This is a genomic window from Qipengyuania citrea (assembly GCF_024171405.1).
GTDB classification, from domain to species: Bacteria; Pseudomonadota; Alphaproteobacteria; order Sphingomonadales; family Sphingomonadaceae; genus Qipengyuania; species Qipengyuania profunda.
The window spans coordinates 2,055,258-2,069,697 of the sequence record NZ_JALJZT010000002.1; the positions used below are offsets into that span (position 1 = coordinate 2,055,258).

The 14,440-nt window shown below is 65.0% G+C and carries 15 protein-coding genes and 1 tRNA gene; 11 read left to right on the top strand and 5 right to left on the bottom strand.

Annotated features, from left to right (window positions below; translation table 11 throughout):
• Positions 1–6 precede the first annotated feature (6 nt).
• From purH to J2S32_RS11025, 7 genes are all read left to right on the top strand, one after another.
• The gene (gene purH / locus J2S32_RS11000; protein WP_253521204.1) at positions 7–1,593 is read left to right on the top strand and encodes a bifunctional phosphoribosylaminoimidazolecarboxamide formyltransferase/IMP cyclohydrolase; all 1,587 of its coding nucleotides are present in this window, start codon (positions 7–9) and stop codon (positions 1,591–1,593) included.
• Between the two features lie 123 nt (positions 1,594–1,716).
• Positions 1,717–1,848, top strand: coding sequence for a hypothetical protein (locus J2S32_RS15745; RefSeq protein ID WP_301298842.1), 132 nt, complete (start codon positions 1,717–1,719; stop codon positions 1,846–1,848).
• The gene (gene msrA / locus J2S32_RS11005; RefSeq protein ID WP_253521206.1) at positions 1,848–2,528 is read left to right on the top strand and encodes a peptide-methionine (S)-S-oxide reductase MsrA; all 681 of its coding nucleotides are present in this window, start codon (positions 1,848–1,850) and stop codon (positions 2,526–2,528) included. Before J2S32_RS15745 ends, msrA begins: the two co-directional genes overlap by 1 nt.
• Positions 2,529–2,565: 37 nt before the next feature.
• Entirely contained in the window at positions 2,566–3,033 is a 468-nt protein-coding gene (locus tag J2S32_RS11010) for a Fur family transcriptional regulator (protein ID WP_253521209.1), read from the top strand.
• 78 nt (positions 3,034–3,111) lie between these two features.
• Positions 3,112–5,034 (top strand): 1-deoxy-D-xylulose-5-phosphate synthase, encoded by a 1,923-nt coding sequence (gene dxs, locus J2S32_RS11015; protein ID WP_253521211.1) that lies wholly within the window; start codon positions 3,112–3,114, stop codon positions 5,032–5,034.
• Positions 5,035–5,183: 149 nt separating this feature from the next.
• On the top strand, positions 5,184–5,981 hold the full coding sequence (locus J2S32_RS11020; RefSeq protein WP_253521212.1) for a crotonase/enoyl-CoA hydratase family protein: 798 nt from the start codon (positions 5,184–5,186) through the stop codon (positions 5,979–5,981).
• Positions 5,982–6,054: 73 nt separating this feature from the next.
• Positions 6,055–6,828 carry a hypothetical protein gene (locus tag J2S32_RS11025; RefSeq protein WP_253521213.1) on the top strand — a complete coding sequence of 258 codons (774 nt, stop codon included), beginning with the start codon at positions 6,055–6,057 and terminating at the stop codon, positions 6,826–6,828.
• Between the two features lie 7 nt (positions 6,829–6,835).
• Here J2S32_RS11025 and J2S32_RS11030 read toward each other — a convergent pair whose 3' ends face one another.
• The 5 genes from J2S32_RS11030 to J2S32_RS11050 all read right to left on the bottom strand — a co-directional run bounded on the left by J2S32_RS11030 (position 6,836) and on the right by J2S32_RS11050 (position 12,465).
• The gene (locus J2S32_RS11030; protein WP_253521214.1) at positions 6,836–7,519 is read right to left on the bottom strand and encodes an NnrU family protein; all 684 of its coding nucleotides are present in this window, start codon (positions 7,517–7,519) and stop codon (positions 6,836–6,838) included.
• A gap of 78 nt (positions 7,520–7,597) precedes the next feature.
• The gene (locus J2S32_RS11035; RefSeq protein ID WP_253521215.1) at positions 7,598–8,092 is read right to left on the bottom strand and encodes an FKBP-type peptidyl-prolyl cis-trans isomerase; all 495 of its coding nucleotides are present in this window, start codon (positions 8,090–8,092) and stop codon (positions 7,598–7,600) included.
• 13 nt (positions 8,093–8,105) lie between these two features.
• Positions 8,106–9,398: an amidohydrolase family protein gene (locus J2S32_RS11040; protein ID WP_253521218.1), complete on the bottom strand. Its 1,293-nt coding sequence runs from the start codon at positions 9,396–9,398 to the stop codon at positions 8,106–8,108.
• A complete protein-coding gene (locus tag J2S32_RS11045) occupies positions 9,395–10,774 on the bottom strand; it encodes an amidohydrolase (protein WP_253521221.1) in 1,380 nt (459 codons plus the stop codon). Before J2S32_RS11045 ends, J2S32_RS11040 begins: the two co-directional genes overlap by 4 nt.
• A 107-nt stretch (positions 10,775–10,881) precedes the next feature.
• On the bottom strand, positions 10,882–12,465 hold the full coding sequence (locus J2S32_RS11050; RefSeq protein WP_253521223.1) for a peptide MFS transporter: 1,584 nt from the start codon (positions 12,463–12,465) through the stop codon (positions 10,882–10,884).
• A gap of 202 nt (positions 12,466–12,667) precedes the next feature.
• Here J2S32_RS11050 and J2S32_RS11055 point away from each other — a divergent pair, with 202 nt between their 5' ends.
• The 4 genes from J2S32_RS11055 (at position 12,668) to J2S32_RS11070 (ending at position 14,395) form a co-directional block, all read left to right on the top strand.
• The gene (locus tag J2S32_RS11055) at positions 12,668–13,009 is read left to right on the top strand and encodes a GntR family transcriptional regulator (protein ID WP_253523079.1); all 342 of its coding nucleotides are present in this window, start codon (positions 12,668–12,670) and stop codon (positions 13,007–13,009) included.
• 48 nt (positions 13,010–13,057) lie between these two features.
• A complete protein-coding gene (locus tag J2S32_RS11060) occupies positions 13,058–13,438 on the top strand; it encodes an integration host factor subunit beta (protein ID WP_263607306.1) in 381 nt (126 codons plus the stop codon).
• Between the two features lie 68 nt (positions 13,439–13,506).
• Positions 13,507–13,591 (top strand) — tRNA-Leu (locus J2S32_RS11065).
• 171 nt (positions 13,592–13,762) lie between these two features.
• Positions 13,763–14,395, top strand: a complete 633-nt coding sequence (locus J2S32_RS11070; protein WP_253521228.1) for a PilZ domain-containing protein — start codon at positions 13,763–13,765, stop codon at positions 14,393–14,395.
• Positions 14,396–14,440: the final 45 nt, after the last annotated feature.

The window sequence follows — 14,440 nt, forward strand, 5'->3', positions numbered from 1 at the left end:
TTTTACGTGACTGACGTGGCGATCAAGCGGGCACTGCTTTCGGTGTCCGACAAGAGCGGCTTGGTGGAACTGGGCACGGCGCTGGCCGGACGCGGGGTGGAGCTGGTGTCGACCGGCGGCACCGCCAAGGCGCTGCGCGAAGCGGGCCTCGACGTGCGCGACGTGTCCGATCTCACCGGCTTTCCCGAAATGATGGACGGGCGGGTCAAGACGCTCCACCCGATGGTCCATGGCGGCCTGCTCGCCGTGCGCGACAATCCCGAACACGCGGCGGCGATGGAAGCCCATGCGATCGGCGCGATCGACCTCGTGGTTGTCAATCTCTATCCTTTCGAAGCGACCGTGGCGAAGGGTGCCGAGCGCGACGAGGTCATCGAGAATATCGATATCGGCGGGCCCAGCATGGTCCGCAGCGCAGCCAAGAACCACCAGTTCGTCACCATTGTCACCGACCCGGCGGATTACCCTGCGCTGCTGGGCGAACTCGAAGCATCGGGCGCAACCTCGCTCGACTTCCGCCGCAAATGCGCGGCCAAGGCATTCGCGGCCACCGCCGCCTATGATTCGATGATCAGCCAGTGGTTCGCCTTTGCCGACCAGCGGCAGCTCTTTCCCGACTTCCTCGCAATCAACGGCAAGGCCCCCGTCGAGCTGCGCTATGGCGAGAACCCGCACCAGCAGGCGGCGCTCTACACGCCGGTCGGTCCGCATGCCCGGGGCATCGCCCAGGCCGAGCAGCTGCAGGGCAAGGCGCTGAGCTACAACAATTACAACGATGCCGATGCCGCGCTGGAACTGTGCGCCGAATTCGCCGGCGGCGAACCTGCGGTGGTTATCGTCAAGCATGCCAACCCCTGCGGTGTCGCGCAGGCCGCGACATTGCTAGAGGCGTGGAACGACGCGCTCGCCTGCGACAGCGTGTCGGCCTTTGGCGGCATTGTCGCGGTGAACACCGAACTCGACGGGGCAACCGCAGCGGCGATCTGCGAAATCTTCACCGAAGTCGTGATTGCCCCTGCGGTCAGCGACGCCGCGCGCGAGGCGTTTGCCAAGAAGAAGAACCTGCGCCTGCTGGTTACCGGCGACCTGCCCGATCCCCGCCGCGGCGGGCTGGCAGTCAAGCCGATCACCGGCGGCCTGCTGGTCCAGACGCGCGACAATGGCACAATTACCGAAGCCGATCTCAAGGTGGTCACCCGGCGCGAGCCCACCGAACAGGAATTGCGGGATTGCCTGTTCGCCTGGACTGTCGCGCGGCACGTCAAGTCGAACGCCATCGTTTATGCCAAGGATGGCGCAACCGCGGGTATCGGGGCGGGCCAGATGAACCGCCGCGATTCCTCGCGCATTGCCGCGATGAAGGCAGCCGAAGCGGCTGAGAGCTACGGCTGGGAGCAGAGTCGCACTGTCGGTAGCGCGGTCGCCTCCGACGCCTTCTTCCCCTTTGCCGATGGCCTGCTGGCCGCCGCCGAAGCGGGCGCGAGCGCGATCATCCAGCCGGGCGGATCGATCCGCGATGACGAGGTGATCGCCGCGGCCAACGAACGGGGCCTTGCAATGGTCTTCACCGGGATGCGCCACTTCCGGCACTGAGGCCGGGCCGCTTCTTGGTCAGCGTTCGACGAGCGAAGCTGAACATCCGACGACGGGCGTATTAAGCCGGTTGCAAGAGGTGCGGGTGTAACCATCTGGGCGAGACATACGAAAGAAGCCCCTATGAGCCTGTTCACTCCCGACCTCTATCGCAATTTCGGCATCGGTTTCGGTGTCGGCGCCGTTGCTGTTCTACTGACCAATGGCAGCGAATGGCTCGCCGCCGTGCCGCAGTTGGTCGCTTCGATCCTGTAATGAACCTGCGCGCCGCCCTCGCTGCCGCCACGCTGGCGCTGGGGGCTTCTGCCTGTCAGCAACCGGCACTGGCGGCGGAACAGGCGGTCGCGGCGCCCAAAGCACAGCGCGTTGCCAAGGAAGGACCGGGGCTCAAGACCGCGATCTTCGCAGGCGGCTGCTTCTGGGGTGTCGAGGGCGTTTTCAGCCATTTGAAGGGAGTGACCAGCGCGGTTTCCGGCTATCATGGCGGGACCGAGCGGCAGGCGAGCTACAAGCTCGTCTCCAGCGGCATCACCGATCACGCCGAGGCCGTGAAGGTCACCTATGATCCCAAGGTCATCCGCTATGACCAGCTCCTGCGGATCTATTTCTCGGTGGTCGCCGATCCGACGCAGCTGAACCGGCAGGGCCCGGACCGCGGCGCACACTATCGCGGGGCCATCGTGCCCATGTCCGCCGAACAGAATACCGTCGCCAAGGCCTATATCGCGCAACTGACCGCCGCAAAGCTGTGGAACCGCCCGATCATCACGCAGATCGAACGCGCGCAGGCCTTCTATCCGGCCGAAAGCTACCACCAGGACTTCATGCTCAAGAACCCGCGCCACAGCTATATCGTGCGCTGGGATGCGCCCAAGGTGAAGGCGCTCAAGGCGATGTATCCGGGTGTCTACTCGGCGAGCTTCCGGCGCGACTAACTTGCGATAGGCGCTTGGCGCGCCTACTTCTTCGCGCATGGCCAGACCTGCGCATGCACACACCGAACACGAAGGCGACGACCTCATCGAGGCGGCCCGTCACACGCTGACCGACAATGGCGAGCAATGGACCGGCATGCGTCAGTCGGTGTTCGAGGAGCTTGCCCGCCACGACAAGCCGGCCAGCGCCTATGACATTGCCGACAATCTCTCGCAAAGCCGCGGCAAGCGGGTGGCCCCCAACAGCGTCTACCGGATCCTCGACCTGTTCGTGCGGACCAATCTTGCCAACCGGATCGAGAGCGCCAATGCCTATCTGGTCAATACCCATCCGGGGTGCCGCCACGACTGTATCTTCCTGATCTGCGACGATTGCGGCAAGGCCACGCATATCGACGACGACCGCGTCACCGGCGCGCTGCGCGTAGCGGGGCAGGACGCGGGCTTCACCGATGTCCGCCCGGTGGTCGAACTGCGCGGGCTATGCGACGATTGCGCCCGCTGAGGCGCGCCGCCAAACCGTTCATTTGCGGCGATAAAGCGTTCATCGACAGTTGCGTTTCGCGAGTGTAGAGCTTGTCGCATGACAAGTCGCCCCAAGACCCCCCTCCTCGATACGGTCAATACACCCGACGATCTGCGCAAGCTGGGCAAGGACCAGCTCCGCCAGCTGTCCGACGAATTGCGCGCCGAAATGATCGATGCCGTCGGCACCACCGGGGGCCATCTGGGCTCGGGACTGGGCGTGGTCGAGCTGACCACCGCGATCCATTATGTGTTCGACACGCCGCAGGACAAGCTGGTGTGGGACGTCGGCCACCAATGCTATCCGCACAAGATCCTGACCGGGCGCCGCGATCGCATCCGCACGCTGCGCCAGGGCGGTGGGCTGAGCGGGTTCACCAAGCGCAGCGAAAGCGAATACGATCCCTTCGGCGCGGCGCATAGCTCGACCTCGATCAGCGCGGCGCTGGGCTTCGCCATGGCCAACAAGATGCAGGACCGGGCCGGTCGCGGGATCGCGGTGATCGGCGATGGCGCGATGAGCGCGGGCATGGCCTATGAAGCGATGAACAATGCCGAACAGGCGGGCAACCGGCTGGTCGTCATCCTCAATGACAACGACATGTCGATCGCGCCGCCGGTGGGCGGCCTGTCCGCCTATCTCGCGCGGATGGTGTCGAGCAGCGAATATCTCGGCCTGCGTTCGATGGCGTCGAAACTCGCCAAGAAACTCGGCCGCCGCGTGTGGGGCGGGCTGGAAAAAGCCGAAGAATACGCCCGCGGCATGGCGACCGGCGGCACGCTGTTCGAGGAACTCGGCTTCTATTACGTCGGCCCGATCGACGGGCACAATCTCGATCACCTCATCCCGGTGCTCGAAAACGTCCGCGACAGCGAACAGGGCCCGGTGCTGATCCATGTCGTGACGCAGAAAGGCAAGGGCTATGCCCCGGCCGAAAACAGCGCCGACAAATATCACGGGGTCGCCAAGTTCGACGTCGTCACCGGTGAACAGAAGAAATCTAAGGGCGGCCCGCCCGCCTATCAGAACGTCTTTGGCGAAACGCTGGCGAAGCTCGCCGATAACGACCCGCGCATCTGTGCGATCACCGCTGCCATGCCCAGCGGCACCGGCGTCGACAAATTCGCGCAGGCGCATCCTGGCAGGGCCTTCGACGTCGGCATTGCCGAACAGCACGGCGTGACCTTTGCCGCAGGCCTCGCTGCCGAGGGCATGCGCCCCTTCGCCGCGATCTACTCGACTTTCCTCCAGCGCGCCTACGACCAGGTGGTGCACGATGTGGCGATCCAGAACCTGCCCGTGCGCTTTGCGATCGACCGCGCCGGTCTGGTCGGCGCGGATGGCTGCACGCATGCCGGCAGCTTCGACATCACCTATCTCGCGACGCTGCCCAATTTCGTCGTCATGGCCGCCGCCGACGAGGCCGAACTGGCCGCGATGACCTATACCGCAGCCGAATATGACGCCGGGCCGATCGCCTTCCGCTATCCGCGCGGTGCGGGGACGGGCGTGGAGATTCCCGAGAAGCTGGAAAAGCTTGCCATTGGCAAGGGCCGCATCGTGCGCGACGGCACCAAGGTGGCGATCCTGTCGCTCGGCGCGCGGCTGGAGGAGGCCAAGAAAGCCGCCGACCAGCTCGAGGCCAAGGGCCTGTCGACGACCGTCGCCGATATGCGGTTCGCCAAACCGCTCGACACGGGCTTGATCGAGAAGCTGATGCGCAGTCACGAAGTGGTGGTCACGGTCGAGGAAGGCGCCGTGGGCGGCCTTGGCGCGCATGTGCTGACCTTCGCCAGCGACACGGGCCTGACCGATGCCGGGCTCAAGGTGCGCACCATGCGTCTGCCCGACACGTTCCAGGACCAGAACGACCCGGCGAAGCAATATGACGAAGCGGGCCTCAACGCCCCGCAGATCGTCGACACGGTGCTCGCAGCATTGCGCCACAACAGCACCGGAGTGGAAGAAGCGCGCGCCTGACCGGCGATTTGGGGCGGCCTCTTCCCCCAGCCTGATCCTTCCCCTGCCGGGAAGCTAAAAAATCGCGGGCATCATACGATGCCAGCTAGGTGCTAACTCTTTCGCAGCGCCGCCGGGAGTGGCAGGACGGTCGGTGAAAGAGAGGCTGCATGACCCTGCTGACTACCGACACGTCGAATCACGTCACCACGCTTACGCTCAATCGTCCCGACACGATGAACCCGCTTGGGGCCACGGGTGACGGGGATGCCTTCGCCGCCGCCTGCGATGCGATCAATGCGGATATGGAGGTGCGCTGCGTGATCCTGACGGGCGCGGGGCGCGCGTTCAGCGCGGGCGGCGATATCAAGGCGATGAAGGAGCGGACCGGGACCTTCGGCGGGACCGCGCCCGAGATATCCGACGGCTATCGCAACAACATCCACAAGGTGCTGCGCGCGCTCTACGGCCTGCGCGTGCCGCTGATCGCGGCGGTCAACGGGCCGGCGATCGGGCTTGGCTGCGACCTCGCCTGCCTCGCCGATATGCGTATCGCGAGCGACCGCGCGAAATTCGGCGTCACTTTCCTCAAGCTCGGGATCATTCCCGGCGATGGCGGGACCTGGATCCTGCCGCGCATTATCGGCGAGGCGCGCGCTTCCGAACTCTTCTACACCGGCGATGTGATCGACGCGGCCACCGCGCGCGACTGGGGCCTCGTCAGCCGCGTGGTCGAAGGCGAGGCGCTGATGGACGAGGCGCACGCGCTCGCGGCCAGGGTGGCCGCGATGCCCCCGCATGCGCTGCGACATGCCAAGAACCTGATGCGACAGGGGCGTTCGGTGACCTATGACACCGCGCTCGAAATGGCGGCCAATACGCAGGCGCTAATGCATCTGACCCAGGACCACATGGAAGGGGTGGATGCGCTGATCGAGAAGCGCGCCGCCAAATTCACGGGCGACTGACGCGGCGTAGCGCCCGCCTGCGGCTTGCCAGTTGCGGTAAAATCGGAGAGACTTTGCCCGCGAGGGGGATAGCATGCCCGTAGGAGTGCTCGAAGTCATCGTCTGGACCTGCGTCGGCCTGTTCGTCGGCGTCGTCCTGCTCGGGTTCGCCGCGCTGGTCGGCTGGTGGCACCCACGCGACGAGGAAACGGGCAAATGGCTCAAACGCTCGGTCGTCTTCCCGCTGGTCGGCGGCGTGGTCGGTTTTGCGACCCTGGAGTTCGGCAGCGGACGCGATACGCCGCCTCCACCCGAACCAAGCCCGACCGTGTCACCCAGTTCGACGCCGTCACCGTTCCTGCCAACCGGCACACCCACGCCGACGCCCCGCCCCACGCCGACAGAAACACCTACGCCCCCCGATCCCGGTCCGCTGGCTGAGGCGTGTACTGTCTCGGTCCCCCAGTCGCTGACCAGCTGGGCAGACGAGCAACTGGGTGAGCCCCCTGCCTTCACCTGCGCGGGCCGCCAGCCATATCCAACCTGCCTCGACCCGCTGCGCCAGCGTTCGCGCCCTGAAATATCGTCGGCGGCGGCGCGTGAGTGCGGCGATGCGCTGGCCGCGTTCCGCCGTGAATATGTCGCCCCCGTCTATGGCGCAAAGGCCACCTATCAGGTCAATCTCGACACTGCCGAAGCCGCCTTGAGGCTGCGTACCTCGGATGAGGCGGTGGAGCGATATGACTACGTCACTGCCGAAATCAGCCGGATGAACGGGCGCGAATGGGATGGGTTCGTCGCCATCGACCGCCAGTCGCGGGAGGACATGCGCGCCTGCCAGGACGAGCGGCGGTGCCTCTACGAATAGCCGCCGGTCAGAGCCAGCGCCATATTCCGGCGGGAATACCGTTGGCGTGGATGTGGCCATAGGTCGCGGCGAGCCAGATGATCAGCCCGCCGATCCAGGCGATAGCGCCCGCCCTCGCCAGCCCGCCGAAGCGCGGCCAGTAGCTGGTCCGTTCTTCCCATCCGGCCCACGCTTCGCCCATTTGGCTTTCCTTTTTGCGGTCCTGCAAATGCGCCCCGAGCAGCGCCAGCAGACCGATCGCGCCCGCGAGGATGATCTGGCGCGGCGTCGGGCTGAGCAGGATATGCGTCGCGGCCCACAGCGCGATCGACCACATCATCGGATGCCGCGTGACATGGAAGACGCCGTGGGGATCTTGCGCGGCATGCGCCGCCGCGCGCGGATCGGGCAGCGCGGGATTGCGCTGGAACGACCCCGCCAGCAGCACCGTAGCAATCAACATGATCACCGTGGCAATCGCCCATAGGACGTCACCCGATCCATTCCAAAGGGGTACCCCTCCCGGTCCGACCGCACGAAACGCCATCGCCGCCCAGACGAATGTCGCCAGCGCGACCAGCGAATAGAGCGCGCGAAAGCCATTCTCGCCCAGCGCGCCGACCAGCGGTGCGCGTAGCGGGTGCGACAGCGCAAAATGCATTCCGACAAAGGCGAGTGAAGCGGCGAGCAGCGAAACCAAGGCCTGATCCATGACCGACTCCCATGTTTACAGCGTCAACATAGATAGCAGAGGCAGTGCGCGAAGCAAGCGGCATTCGCGGTGGCTGGATTATGCGGCGGGTTCGATCCCGAGCAGCTTGACGGTGAACAGCAGCGTCGCCCCGCCGGGGATCGGCCCCTTGCCGCCTGGCCCATAGGCGAGGTCGGCGGGGGCGGCGATCTCGATCGTATCGCCCACGCCCATTTCGGGGATCGCCATCTGCCACGCCTTGATCAGCCGGCCCAATGGGAAAGTCGCCGGTTCGCCGCGGTCGAAGCTGCTGTCGAAGGTCTCGCCATCGAGGAAGGTGCCCGCGTAATGCACGGTCACCGTATCCTCTACGCGCGGCTTTTCGCTGCTGCCCGCATAATCGACATAGCGCCACTTGAGCCCGCCGGGCATCGCGCGCCAGCCGTCCTCATGCGACAGTCCCGCAAGATAGGCCTGTTGCGCATTCATCCAGGCGATGTCCTGCGAGCGGTCGGGCGGCGTATCCTGCGCCGACAGGGCACGGAATCCGACTGCGGCCGCGGCCGCGCCCAGCGCCAGCAGGGTGGTGCGCATTTCCTTCACCGGCCTACCAGTCGTAGCCCTTGGGCAGATCGCTCTCGTCGAGATCGCGATAACGCTCCTTGAGACGGCTCTGGTGGTTGTCCAGCGGCTGCTCCACGCCGTCGATGAACACCTTCACCGGCATCGATCCCACTTGGAGCGGATCGCCGTCCCAGATCACCAGATCGCCCATCGCACCCGGGGCGAGCACCCCGGCCTTGCCGCCCATGCCGCTGATGCTGGCGGGCACCGAAGTGATCGCCGCAAAAGCCTGACCCCAGCTCAAACCGTCGGCCCCGGGCATGCGGGTGAGCGCCACGAGATTGCCTGCATACTGGTTGAGGTTGCGCGGGTTCTCCATCGCCGCGGCATTAAGCGCGACCTTGACCCCGGCTTTCACCATCCGCCCGACATTGCTCTGCGTTGCCGCCAGCTCCTCGAAATTGGCAGGCAGATCGTCGAGTCCGTCGGCGATGACAGGCACGCCGGCTGCAGCGATCTCGCGGGCGACGAGCCAGCCTTCGCTGGCGCCAACGAGCACGAGGTCGAGCCGCGGGAATTCACTTTTAAGCGCCAGTGTGCTGCGGATGTCGGAAGCGCGCTCCACATAGACGTAAAGCGGCTGTTCGCCGCGGACGACCGGGGCCAGTGCCGCCGCGTCGAACCGGGTGAGCAGGACCTCGTCGCTGCGGATGTCGGCGCTGGTGGCCGTGCGGTTGGCGCTCGCCTCGCGCAGTGCGGCGCGCAGCAGCGTATGCGTGGCGACGCGGCTGCCGCCCGCGATCCGCCCGCCATATTCGCCGAGCGCGACGACCTGGAATGCACGCGCCTGCGTGACCGCGTCGGGATCGGCCCCCAGATCGATCACCGCGCCCTGCCCGCCGAAGATCGAGCTCGAGGGCAGCGTGACCGTGGCGGCGCGGGTGATGCCCGAGGCGCGGTGCACGAGGATGTGCTGCGAGGAAGGGTTGATCACCGGAGCCACGTCGAGCGCGGCGCTGAACGGCGCCCCGCCGGCGCGCGTATCGTTCGATTCGCTCACCGCACCGACGTCCCACAGGCCGAGGCTGGTGAGGGTCGCGAAAATGCCCGGGGTAACCCAGGCACCGTTCGCGTCGATCGCGGGCAGGTTGCTGGCGGGCGTACCGCTGCCGAGCGCGGAGACCTTGCCGTTCTCGACCACGACATAGCCGCCCTCGATTGGTTCGCTGCCATCGCCCGAGGCGACGGTGGCGTTGGTCACGACGAAGCTCTGCGCGGCGGCAGGTGCGGCGACGGCGATGGCGGCGGAGGCGAGAAGCGTTGCAAGAGCCTTCATTTCACGTCTCCTTCACCGGGCTGGCCGAGCTCGAAATCGCTCACCGGACGCCGCTTGCGGTCCATTGCGTCGAACATCAGCGCGCCGTCGACCCAGACCTTTTCGGGGCGCGAATAGACCGACAGCGGATCCCCGTTCCACAGGACGACGTCGGCCATCTTGCCGGTTTCGAGGCTGCCGGTCATATCGGCGATGCCCATGGCCTTGGCGGCGTTGTAGGTGAACCAGCCGACCACTTCGGCATCGGGAATGTCGATCCCCAGCCGCAGCCCGGCGGCCTGCGCCTTGGCCGCTTCCTGGTTGAGCCGCTGGATGCCGTTCTCGTCATCGGAATGGATCACCACGCAGGCATCCGCCTGGCGCAGCAGCGCCGCGTTTTCGAGGATACCGTCATAGGCTTCCATCTTGAAGCCGTACCAGTCCGCCCAGATCGCGCTGCAGACGTCGTTTTCGCGCAGCAGGTCGCCGATCTTGTAGGCTTCGACCGCGTGATGGAAGGCGGTGACCTTGTAGCCCATCTCCTTGGCCATATCCATCACCAGCGCCATTTCGTCCGCGCGGTAGCAGTGGTTGTGGACGAGGATCTCGCCGTCGAGCACGCCCTTGAGCGTTTCCTTGCCCAGATCGCGCTTCTTGCCGTCATAGGCCTCCGCGTCGAGCCACATCTGCCGGTTGACCGCGAAATTGCCCATGCGGGTCGAGGGCGTACGGCCCTTACCGCCATAGACGCGTTTGGGGTTCTCGCCGCAGGCCATCTTCATGCCATAGGGCGCGCCGGGGAACTTCATCCCCTGCACGGTCCGCGCGGAAACGTTCTTCAGCGTGACCGAGCGGCCGCCGGTCAGGTTCGCCGAACCCGGCAGGATCTGCAGGCTGGTGACGCCGCCATTGGCCAGCGCGCGGGTAAAGCCCGGGTCCTGCGGCCAGACCGAATGTTCGGCCCAGACTTCGGGCGTCATCGGGCTGGTAGCTTCATTGCCGTCGGAATGCGCCTGCACGCTTGGGGTGGGATAATCGCCCAGGTGCGAATGGATGTCGATCACCCCCGGAGTGACGAACTTGCCGCTGCCATCGATCCGGTCGTAGCCATCGGTGGCGAGCGCGGCATCGCCAATGGCAACGACCTTGCCGTCGCGGAACAGGACGGTGCCGTTGTCGATCCGGCCGCCGCGGCCGTCGTACACGGTCGCGCCGATCAGCGCCGTCGGACGGCCGGGATAGGGGCTGTAGGTCGAGGGGAAGGGGGCATTGCCATCCTTGCCAACCGGCGCGGTCCAATCCTTGGCAGAAGCCGAGGCCACGCCGTCGCCTCCGGTGGTGGAACATCCGGCAACCGCGAATGCGGCCGCGCAGGCGAGCAAGGTATATTTCTTCATGGAACCCCCAATGCAGTCGGGCCGGAGCATTGCTGCCCCGGCCCGCGTGGTCAATTGCGTTTTGTCGGCGCTATCAAGCAGTTCGCAGATTGGCACCGGATAGCGGATCAGCCCAATGGGCGTGTTTCCGGATGGACACCGGCGCCTTGCGGTTCGCCCGGACCCTCGCTCTGGCCGAGCAGGTCGTCGCCGACATCGTCGTCCTGAAGCGTATCGAGATGCATGAGCTTCTTGATCAGAGGGCTGATGACCATCACGCCGACACCGATCGCGATCGCATACCAGCCCACGGTCGAATAGACGTCGAGCACGACCTGCTTGCCCGCTTCCTCGCCCACGCCTTCGGCACCGGTCGCCGAGGCGATCAGGCCGGCGGCGAAGTTTCCGGTGGCCGAAGCGAAGAACCAGGTGCCCATGATCAGCGACGCCATATGTGACGGCGCCAGACGGTTCATGGCCGACAGGCCGACCGGTGACAGGCACAGCTCGCCGGTGGTGTGCAGCAGGTAGATCAGGAAGATGAACAGCACGGGCACGGCTGCGTCCATGCCGACCGACTGCGCGCCCCATACGAGGACGAGGAAGCCGAGGCCGACCTGGACGACACCCAGGCCGAACTTGAGCGGGGCGCTGGGTTCCATCCCCTTGCGGCCAAGCGTTTGCCAGGTAACCGCAAACACCGGTGCGAGCAGGATGATGTAGATCGCATTGATCGACTGGAAGGTCGACGCGGGCACGCCGCCGCGATCGACATGGCGATCGGTGAACAGGTTGAGGCTCGAGCCCGCCTGTTCGAACAGCGCCCAGAAGACGATCGAGGTCAGGATCAGGAACATCGCTGCGAAAATGCGGTCGCGTTCTTCGCTGGGCAGCTTCACCACCGCAGTGAACAGCACGTAAAGCACCAGCGACCCACCGAAGAGACCGAGCACGTAGCCGACCATGTCCTGATACTGGATCGCAAGCCAGCAGATGCCGACCAGCGCGATGCCCACGCCGTACATCGACCATTCGGTCTTCTTGGCAAGCTGCTTGGGCGGTTCGCCGCGGCCGAGCAGCAGCGGCTTGCCCCAGACGAACACGACCAAACCCGCCAGCATGCCGATCCCGGCAAGACCGAAGCCATAGGCCCAGCCATAGGTTTCGCCGATATAGCCGCACAGCAGCGAACCGATCGCGGCGCCGAGGTTAATGCCCATGTAGAAGATGGTGTAGGCAGCATCGCGGCGTGTATCGGTGCGCGGATAGAGCTGGCCGACAATCACCGAGATATTCGCCTTGAGGAAGCCCGAGCCGACGATGATCAGCGCCAGTGCCAGCCAGAAAACGTAGACGATCGGATTGTTCTCCGTCCCCGCGGCGGGATCGCCTTCGAAGGCCATGAAGAAATGGCCCAGCGTCAGCAGGACCGCACCGAACAGCACCGCCTTCCTCTGCCCCAGATACTTGTCGGCGAGATAGCCGCCGACCACCGGGGTGATGTACACCAAGGCGGTATAGGCGCCGTAGATGATGCCCGCATCGCTGTCCGAAAACAGCCAGTGCTTGGTCAGGTAGAAGATCAGCAGGGCGCGCATCCCGTAATAGGAAAAACGCTCCCACATCTCGGCGAAGAACAGGACGAACAGTCCCTTGGGGTGGCCCAGGAATGTTCCTGCCGAATCCCCGTCAACCGGTTGTGTTGTGGCCATGCGTGGCAAACCTCTTGTAGTGTTCAGGAAGCCGCACACAGGGCTTCCTCCCCGAAGAAGCGGGCACCCTAACGGCTTGCGCGCTCATGTGAAGCATTAGTTACACTCGTGACCGGCTGGTGCGCGAATGGCGGTTTGGCCGGGAACCTTGCGCGCTCCGGTGTATTATGGCACTGATGCAGTCAGCTTCGGGGAACACGTGATGCGCAACCAGTCCAAGCCGGTCTATCTCAAGCTGCGTGACATGATCGCAGCGGCGATTATCGACGGACGCTATGCCGAAGGCGATATGCTGCCCTCGGTCCGCGCGCTGGCTGCCGAGCAGGGCGCCAATCCGTTAACCGTCGCCAAGGCCTACCAGCAGTTCCAGAACGACGGCCTGGTCGAAGTCCAGCGCGGGGTCGGCATGTATGTCGTCGACGGCGCGGCCGAGCGCCTGCGCCGGTCGGAACGCGACGCTTTCCTGCGCGAGGAATGGCCCGAGATCAGGGCGCGGATGGACCGCCTCGGCGTCTCGGCCAGCGAACTGCTTGCCGAAGCCTGAGGGCCGGGCTGAAATTTACAGCTGTGAACTTGCGGGGAACCGCGGCTTCTGCCACAACCAGCGGATTGGAATCGGGCGAGAAAGCATGATTTCGGTGGGGCGCGTGGTAATAACCCATTTGTGGCCGAGTGGGCCAGGAGACGCCAAATGATCCGATCCGAACTTCTTGCTGCCCTTGCCCAGGATAATCCCGAGCTGCGGGCCGAAGAGGTCGAACAGGTCGTGGACGTCTTCTTCGAAGAAATTGCCCAGCGCCTGAGCGAAGGCGGACGCGTCGAACTGCGCGGGTTCGGCGCCTTTTCCACGCGCGAGCGCGAAGCGCGCAAGGGTCGCAACCCGCGCACCGGCGAAACGGTCGATGTGCCCGCCAAGCGCGTGCCCTATTTCAAGCCCGGCAAGGATATGCGTCGCCGTCTCAACGACGACTGACGTTTCCCTACAGCTCAAGATCGACGATTGCCCGCCCGCCGGGCAGCGATTAGGGCTGCTTGCCGCAGGCGGGTGTGGCGGAATGGTAGACGCCGGGGACTTAAAATCCCCTGTCCTTTGGACGTGTGGGTTCGAGTCCCACCACCCGCACCAACGCTGTCGCATCCCTTCGATGAACCAAGCGCGCCCTACCGCGAATAATTCGCAAGGGGTTTATCTCCGCGTTAACCCCTAGCGTTATATTAGGGGCCTTCAAAGGATCGCTGGGCCAGGGAACCGTGGCAGACAAGCCGTAGCTGCGGGTACCTGGAGAATTTAGGGGCGATGGAATTTACCACCGAACTCTACATGGACGATAACGCTTCCTCGACCGGACCCGAACAGCGCGCTGCGCCGCGCTTCATCTCGCTTATCCGCGCGGCGAAACTGGTGTGCGGGCAGGGCGAGTTCGTCTGCGTTATCCGCGATGTCTCGGCGACCGGCGTGTCCGTGCGCACCTTCCATCGCTTGCCCACCGATGCGGCGATCGCGCTCGAATTGCAGAACGGCGAGACCTACGAGCTGGAACTGGTCCGCTCCGAGGGCTTCGAGGCGAGCTATCGTTTCGTCACCCCGATCGCGGTCGAACAGCTGATCCAGGAAGACTGGGGTTACCCCAAGCGCCAGCTGCGTCTCAACATCATGCTTCCGCTGGTGGTGTCCGCGCTGACGGGCCGGGGCAAGGCGGTCACGCTCAATGTCTCGCAGCAGGGCGCGCGGATCGAATGCGACCACGTCTTCTCGATCGACCAGCGCGTGACGATTTCCTGCGACCAATTGCCCGACATCCGCTGCACGGTGCGCTGGCGCAAGGATGCCAATTACGGGCTGGTGTTCGAAGATACCTTTACGCTGGCCGATTTCGCCAAGCTGGCCGCCAAGGTGCAATGCCCCGCGCTGCTGCAGGACCAGAGGTAATGCGCAGCGGGATCCGGCGTGCCGGTTTCACGCGTAGCCTTGCAC